Origin of the sequence: Bradyrhizobium sp. (assembly GCF_049798375.1) — a bacterium.
GTDB lineage: Bacteria > Pseudomonadota > Alphaproteobacteria > Rhizobiales > Xanthobacteraceae > Bradyrhizobium.
Genome location: NZ_JBARGP010000198.1, coordinates 1 through 7,133 on the forward strand (window position 1 = coordinate 1; position 7,133 = coordinate 7,133).

The following is a 7,133-nucleotide window of genomic DNA, read 5'->3' on the forward strand; positions in this document are numbered from 1 at the left end:
CACCCAGGGAGGCCTGGAGGAACTCGACGACGAGATCCGGAAAGAGACCGGCGAATGCGCCACCTTGGTGCCGCTCGCGCTGACCGACACCGATGGCATTGCCCGGCTCGGCGCCGCGCTGCACGAGCGCCACGGCAAGCTCGATATCCTCATCGGCAATGCCGGCGTGCCCGGCCCGTCGTCGCCGCTCGGCCATATCGATCTCAAGCCGTGGGTCGACGTGATGGCGATCAATGTCACCGCCAATTTCCAGCTGGTGCGCTGCATGGAGCCGCTGCTGAAAGCCTCCGATGCCGGACGCGCGGTGTTCGTCACCTCAGGCGCAGCCGCCAAGGCGCCGGCCTATCTCGGCCCCTATGCGGCGTCGAAAGCCGCGCTGGAGACGCTGGCGCGGGTCTGGGCGCATGAGACGGCCTCGACGGCGCTGCGCGTCAATTTGTTCAGCCCGGGTCCGATCCGCACCCGCATGCGCGCCACCGTGTTCCCCGGCGAGGATCCCGAAACGCTCGACACGCCCGAGCAGGCCGCCGAATTCATCCTGCCAATGTGCTCGCCCGAGTGGACCGAGACCGGCAAGCTCTACGACTACAAGAGCCGCACGCTGAAGAGCTTTCAGCAGTGGGCGTAAGGCGCGTGGCCTTCGACGGCTTTCTCCGCTGTCATCCCCGCGAAGGCGGGGATCCAGTATTCCGAGACGGTCGTGATCGATCGAGAGGCCGCGGCGTACTGGATCGTCCGCCTGCGCGGACGATGAGATCGCATATCGTCCCGAGCGCCTCGACGCGCTCTCGCAATTGACTCCCTCTCCCCGCCGCGATTGACTTAGGCGCGTGATCGCGGATCAACCGCGACGCGCGTTTTCAGGGAGAAGGCGATGAGGTCAACGCACACCACGCGCACGACGTTTGCGACACGCTCGCTGGGGTTTTTGGTCGCAGCCGCATGTTGCTTCATGGCCACCATCGCCCTCGCCGGCGAAATCCCGACCTTCGCCGTCGATGCCACCTGGCCGAAACAGCTTCCCAACAACTGGATCCTCGGTCAGGTCGGCGGCATCACCGTCGACTGGCAGGGCCACATCTGGCTGATCCACCGCCCGCGTTCGCTCACCGACGACGAGAAGGGCGCAAGCCTCACGCCACCCCGCTCGAAATGCTGCGTCTCGGCGCCGCCGGTGCTGGAGTTCGACACCGACGGCAATCTGCTGCGCGCGTGGGGCGGCCCGGGCGACGGCTATGAATGGGTCGGCCGCGAGCACGGGATCGAGGTCGACCCGCGCGGCTTCGTCTGGATCGGCGGCAACGCCGACAACGACAATGCCATTCTGAAATTCACTCTCGACGGCAAGTATGTGTCGCAGATCGGCACCATCGCGCCGAGCAAGGGCTCTAACGACACCACGCAGCTCGGCAAGCCGGCGGAGACGGCGATCGACAAGGCGACTGATGAGATCTACGTCGCCGACGGCTACGGCAATCACCGCGTCATCGTGTTCGACGCCAGCTCTGGCGCCTACAAGCGACACTGGGGTGCTTACGGTCATGTGCCCGACGATACCAAGCAGGCCGCCTACGGTCCGAAGGCGCCGGTCTCGCAGCAGTTCGGCAATCCCGTGCATTGCGTGAAGATCGCTGATGACGGGCTGGTCTATGTCTGCGACCGCATCAACGACCGCATCCAGGTGTTCAAGAAGGACGGCAGCTTCGTCAAGGAGTGGTTCTTCGAGAAGAATACGCTCGGCAATGGCGCGGTGTGGGACCTCGCGATCTGGCCCGATCCGAAGCAGAGCTATCTGCTCTCGGCCGACGGCGAGAACAACGAGATCCGCATCATCGATCGGGCAAACGGCAATGTGGTCGGCAGCTTCGGCCATAACGGCCGCAACGCCGGGCAGTTTCACTGGGTCCACGCCATGGCGGTCGACAAGCTCGGCAACGTCTACACCGCCGAGGTCGACACCGGCAAGCGCATCCAGAAATTCAAGCTGACCAATCCCGACGCGCTACGTTGAAGGCATCGCTTTTTGTGCCGCAGCATCTACCGAGATCTTAATTGTCCGTCATTGCGAGGAGCCGCAGGCGACGAAGCAATCCAGGCTTCCTTCTTGGCTCTGGATTGCTTCGCTTCGCTCGCAATGACGACACCCCACTCGCGCCTTGATCCCCGCATCCGCGACAAGACGGCGCGCTGGCATAGGCTTTCGGCGGATTGCCCGCGCTTGCACGGTACGCTATCGGAACTTCAGCCGTCCAAGCTCCGCGACAAGAGAGCCGACCGGCAGCAACACTGGAGGAAACGATGACAACGACGCTCGCGCGGCGAACGGCTGCGCTCACCATCCTTGCCACGCTCGCCACGGCAGGTGCGGCGCACGCCGCCGACAAGACCGTCAAGATCGGCGTGCTCAACGACATGAACAGCCTGTACGCCGATATCGGCGGCCCCAACTCGGTCGCCGCCATCAACATGGCGGTGGAGGATTCCGGCCTCAAGGCCAAGGGCTGGACCATCGAGGTGCTGAGCGGCGATCATCAGAACAAGCCTGACGTGGGCGTCAACATCGCCCGGCAATGGATCGACACCGACAAGGTCGATGCCATCGCCGACACGCCGAACTCGGGCGTCGCGCTCGCGATCTCCAACCTCGTCAAGGAGAAGAACGCGGTGCTGCTCAATTCCGGCGCCGCGACCGCGGATCTGACCGGCAAGGCCTGCAACGCCAACACCGTTTCGTTCACCTACGACACCTACATGCTGGCCAACGGCACCGGCAAGGCGCTCACCAAGGCCGGCGGCGATACCTGGTTCTTCCTCACAGCCGACTACGCCTTCGGCCATGCGCTGGAGCGCGACACCACCGCGGTCATCACCGCCAATGGCGGCAAGGTGCTCGGCGCCGTCAAGCACCCGATCAACACCGCCGACTTCTCGTCCTTCCTGCTGCAGGCACAGTCGTCCAAGGCCAAGGTGGTCGGGCTTGCCAATGCCGGCGGCGATACCACCAACGCAATCAAGCAGGCGTCCGAGTTCGGCATCGTCGCCGGCGGGCAGAAGCTGGCTGCGCTGCTGCTGTTCGTCAACGACGTGCATGCGCTCGGCCTCAAGGTCGCGCAGGGCCTGACCTTCACCGAATCGTTCTACTGGGACCTGAACGACAAAACCCGCGCCTGGTCGCAGCGCTTCATCAAGCTGTCGCCGAAGCACACCATGCCGTCGATGACGGTGGCCGGCAATTATGCCGCCGTGCTGCATTATCTGAAGGCGATGGACGCGCTCGGCAGCAATCCGCACGACGGCGCCAAGGTGGTCGCCAAGATGAAGGAGCTGCCGACCGACGATCCCCTGTTCGGCAAGGGCCCGCTGCGCGCCGATGGCCGCCGCCTGATCCCTGCCTATCTGTTCGAGGTCAAGAAGCCCGAGGAGTCGAAATATCCTTGGGACTATTACAAGCTGATCGCGACCATCTCGCCCGACGACGCCGCCAAGCCGCTGGAGGCGAGCGACTGTCCGCTGGTGAAGAAATGACCGCGAAGCGGTCATTCCGGGCGATGCGTAGCATCGAGCCCGGAATCTCGAGATTCCGGGTTCGCCTCTTCGAGGCGCCCCGGAATGACGAGCTTCCTCGGATTGCTTCGCTGCGCTCGCAATGACGGCCTCGACCGGCAAGGGTGCCGACAGCAGGAACGGTGCGCCGGGCAGATAAGCCGGCGCGTCGGCTCGAGCAGCAATCTACTCGGATCAGGCCGCGATGGGCTGTTGAATCGACAGCCGTTCGATCTCCCGCTGGCAATCGGCGGCAAAGGCACGCAATCGCTCGATCGTCAGCGCATCATCGACGCTATTGGCCAGGCGCTCGGCGCGTGCGGCCTGCTCTCTCAGATACGACAGCCTGCTCATCTCTCGTCTCCTTGTGACGGGATAATTTGATGCAAATTGCATCGTTCCCGCACGAGACGATTGTTGGCTAACAAGCCGTTAACGACTGTGCGCCGGCGCACATTGCGCGGTCGTCAGTTCGCGAGCGGCGAGGCGAAGCCCGCGACGATCTTGACCAGATCGGCCTGGCGCTCGGCCCCAGTCTTGATGAAGACGCGGCGCAGATGCGTCTTGATCGTGGTCTCGGCGATGCCGAGCACCGTCGACACCTGCGGCACGCCGCCGACCTCGACGATCGCGAGCAGCACGCGCAGCTCCGTCGGTGTCAGCCGATAGGTCTTCGCGATCAGTTCCGGCAACGCGACCTGCTCCAGCGCCGCGCGGCGAATGAAGATGGCAGCGGCAGCGGCGTAGCTGCGGCCGGCGCTGCGCCGCGCGCCCGAGGTGAGTGGCAGCACATGGACGACGTGATGCGTCCCGTTCTGCGCCGTCAGCGACAGCGCGATACACTGCGTGCCGACCGCCGCATCGCCGCCCTGCGCCGCCGTGAAGACGTCCTGCAGCGCCCGGTCGGCCCTCAGGTCACGCGCGGCGATCCGTCCCTCCAGCGCGAACAGCGGATCGCCTGCGTCGAGCATGCGCCGGCCAGCGGCGTTGGCATGCACAAGCCGCCCCGCGCCGTCGACCATGCACAGACCGCTGCTGATGCCATCCAGCGTGTCGGCAAGCGATGCCGATTCTGCCGCCTTGAGATCGATCAGCCGGCCAATCATCACGGCCCGGCGGATATGCGGCGCGATCAGCTGCATCCGCGCCCGCGTCTCGTCATCAACGAGCCCATCGCGCTCGTAGCGGAACACGCCGAACAGCGCAGCAGTGGTCGCCGACTTGTCGAGCACCGTGGAGACGAAATCGACCAGCCCCTGCGGCTTGACCCATTCGTTATAGAAGCGAGTCTCCTGGAACTCGTCGTAGGGCATCAGGTCGGTGACCGACACCGGCTGTCCGACATCAGCAAAATACTGGCCGGCCGTGGTTGGATCGAGCTTCAGATATTGCTCGAAATACAGCCGGCGATATTCCGGATCGATGCCGGACTCGTAGTAGACATGGCCGTTAGCCGCGATCGGGCTCTTTGAGAAGATGGTGGCGACCTGGCCACCAACGAAGAAGCCGGCCCGGCCGACGACGTCGTTCCATAATGCCGGATCGATCGCCGCATCATAAATGTCTCCGATCAGCTCGGAGAGGCGTTCTGTGTGAGCCATGATCACTCTCCAGCCCGACATCGAAGAACGTCGGATCATCCTGTGCCATCAATTGATCGGCAACGCGTTGCGTCGCCCTGAGAAGCGAACAGCAATGCGTCGCGTCGTGTTGGCGGGCACCATAGGCGCGTCTGGCGCGACGGACTTGGAGGATGGCGACGATACGCAGGACCAAGGCGAATCCCCGAATATTGAACCTATCAATGTGTCGGGAGATCAGCTCCCGAGTTCAACGCCATCATGTTTTACCGCGATCGAAATCAATGTGTCGCGCGTCACACGCATGCAGGCACGATGCGGAAACAGGCAATTGCTGCCTTTATTCCTGAACGACGTATTAGAATAAATAAAATCTAGGACGGCCGCTTGCGCTTGTGCGCGAACGGATTGGCCTTCTCGCGCAGCGTGATGCGGATCGGCGTGCCCGGCAGGTCGAAGGCCTCGCGCATCGAATTGGTGAGATAGCGCAGATAGGATTCCGGGATGGCGTCCGCGCGCGAGCAGAACAGCACGAAGCTCGGCGGCCGCGCCTTGGTCTGGGTGATGTAGTTGAGCTTCAACCGGCGGCCCGACACCGCAGGCGGCGGACTGGCGGCAATCGCCTGCTCAAACCAGCGGTTGAGCGCGGATGTCGAGACACGCTTGTTCCAGACCGCGTAGGCCTGAACGACTGCCTGCATCAGCCGGTCAATGCCGTCGCCGGTCAGGCCGGAAACTGCAACAATCGGAGCGCCGGACACTTGCGGCAGCAAATGATCGACGTCGGCACGCAGTCCCGATATCTGTCCCGGCTTGCCCTCGATCAGGTCCCATTTGTTGGCGGCGATGACGAGCGCACGGCCCTCGCGCTCGATCAAATCGGCGATCCGCAGATCCTGTTCCTCGAAGCGGATCTGCGCATCCATCATCAGCACCACGACCTCGGCGAAGCGCACCGCGCGCAGCGCGTCCGCGACCGACAGCTTCTCCAGCTTCTCCTCGATCCGCGAGCGGCGCCGCAAGCCTGCGGTATCGAACACGCGAAAGCCGCGGCCCTTCCAGTCGATCTCCACCGCGATCGAATCGCGCGTGGTGCCAGCCTCGGGGCTGGTGAGCAGCCGCTCCTCCCCGAGCAGATGGTTGATCAGCGTCGACTTGCCGGCATTGGGACGGCCGACGATGGCGACCCGGATCGGCCGCTTGGCGCGCTCCTCGTCGGTTTCCTCGCGGTCATCATCGTCATCGTCAGGCGGGGCGGGCAACAGGTCGCGCAGCGCATCGTAGAGCTCACCCATGCCCTCGCCGTGCTCGGCCGAGATCTGGATCGGGTCGCCGAGCCCGAGCGCGTAGGATTCCATCGCGCCGACCTCGCCATGCTTGCCCTCGCTCTTGTTGGCAAGCAGCAGCACCGGCTTGTCGGCACGACGGGCGAAATCGGCAAAGGCGCGGTCGTTGGGCGTCAGGCCCATGCGGGCGTCGATCACGAAGAACAATGCGTCGGCAAGCTTGATCGCAGTCTCGGTCTGCTCCTGCATGCGTGCCGTCAGCGAACCCTTGGCGCCCTCGTCGAGCCCCGCGGTGTCGATCACGGTGAAGGAAAGGTCGCCGAGATGTGCCTCGCCCTCGCGGCGGTCGCGGGTGACGCCGGGCAGGTCGTCGACCAAGGCCAGCTTCTGCCCAACCAGACGGTTGAACAGGGTCGATTTGCCGACATTGGGCCGGCCGATGATAGCAATCGTGAAATGCATGATGATCCCTGCGCACAAGCGGCGCTGTTGGCGCCAGCTTTAACGCAAAGACGCCGAAAACCGAAACGGACGGCCGGCTTAAAAGCAGCTGACCTTAACGGCTGAAGCTGCCGCTCGGCATCGGGGCCGGGAAACCGCCGCTCGAGGTCTGGGCCGGCTGTTGCGCCGGTGCGGTGGCATCGTCAGGCGGCGGCGCGGTGGTGCGCCTGCGCACGATCTTCTTCGGCTTGGGCGCCGGCGGCACGCCTGCGGCGCCCTGCTC

At 64.3% G+C, this 7,133-nt stretch carries 7 protein-coding genes; 4 read left to right on the forward strand and 3 right to left on the reverse strand.

The annotated features are described in order from the left end of the window. From WA702_RS08480 to WA702_RS08490, 3 genes are all read left to right on the forward strand, one after another. A partial coding sequence (locus WA702_RS08480) for an SDR family NAD(P)-dependent oxidoreductase (RefSeq protein WP_425110075.1) occupies nt 1–628 on the forward strand: 628 nt, incomplete at its 5' end. A 324-nt stretch (nt 629–952) separates the two neighbouring features. Beyond that, nucleotides 953–2,011, forward strand: a complete 1,059-nt coding sequence (locus tag WA702_RS08485; protein ID WP_425110081.1) for a hypothetical protein — start codon at nt 953–955, stop codon at nt 2,009–2,011. A gap of 287 nt (nt 2,012–2,298) precedes the next feature. Continuing rightward, nucleotides 2,299–3,525, forward strand: coding sequence for an ABC transporter substrate-binding protein (locus WA702_RS08490; protein ID WP_425110076.1), 1,227 nt, complete (start codon nt 2,299–2,301; stop codon nt 3,523–3,525). 213 nt (nt 3,526–3,738) lie between these two features. Here the strand turns inward: WA702_RS08490 and WA702_RS08495 are convergent, their stop codons facing one another. Both WA702_RS08495 and WA702_RS08500 read right to left on the reverse strand, forming a co-directional pair. Next, the gene (locus WA702_RS08495; RefSeq protein WP_425110077.1) at nt 3,739–3,897 is read right to left on the reverse strand and encodes a hypothetical protein; all 159 of its coding nucleotides are present in this window, start codon (nt 3,895–3,897) and stop codon (nt 3,739–3,741) included. Between the two features lie 113 nt (nt 3,898–4,010). Then, entirely contained in the window at nt 4,011–5,144 is a 1,134-nt protein-coding gene (locus WA702_RS08500) for a helix-turn-helix transcriptional regulator (RefSeq protein WP_425110078.1), read from the reverse strand. Between WA702_RS08500 and WA702_RS08505 the strand changes: the two genes are divergently transcribed. Further along, nucleotides 5,143–5,490, forward strand: a complete 348-nt coding sequence (locus tag WA702_RS08505) for a hypothetical protein (RefSeq protein WP_425110079.1) — start codon at nt 5,143–5,145, stop codon at nt 5,488–5,490. The genes WA702_RS08500 and WA702_RS08505 overlap by 2 nt on opposite strands. Nucleotides 5,491–5,497: 7 nt before the next feature. Here WA702_RS08505 and der read toward each other — a convergent pair whose 3' ends face one another. Beyond that, nucleotides 5,498–6,871 (reverse strand): ribosome biogenesis GTPase Der, encoded by a 1,374-nt coding sequence (gene der, locus WA702_RS08510; protein ID WP_425110080.1) that lies wholly within the window; start codon nt 6,869–6,871, stop codon nt 5,498–5,500. Between the last annotated feature and the right edge of the window lie 262 nt (nt 6,872–7,133).

Bases quoted from the DNA above. Each gene is read 5' to 3' on its own strand.
- WA702_RS08500 (WP_425110078.1), bottom strand. From the start codon at position 5,144: ATGGCTCACACAGAACGCCTCTCCGAGCTGATCGGAGACATTTATGAT.
- WA702_RS08505 (WP_425110079.1), top strand. From the start codon at position 5,143: ATGATCACTCTCCAGCCCGACATCGAAGAACGTCGGATCATCCTGTGC.
- WA702_RS08495 (WP_425110077.1), bottom strand. From the start codon at position 3,897: ATGAGCAGGCTGTCGTATCTGAGAGAGCAGGCCGCACGCGCCGAGCGC.
- WA702_RS08485 (WP_425110081.1), top strand. From the start codon at position 953: ATGGCCACCATCGCCCTCGCCGGCGAAATCCCGACCTTCGCCGTCGAT.
- der (WP_425110080.1), bottom strand. From the start codon at position 6,871: ATGCATTTCACGATTGCTATCATCGGCCGGCCCAATGTCGGCAAATCG.
- WA702_RS08490 (WP_425110076.1), top strand. From the start codon at position 2,299: ATGACAACGACGCTCGCGCGGCGAACGGCTGCGCTCACCATCCTTGCC.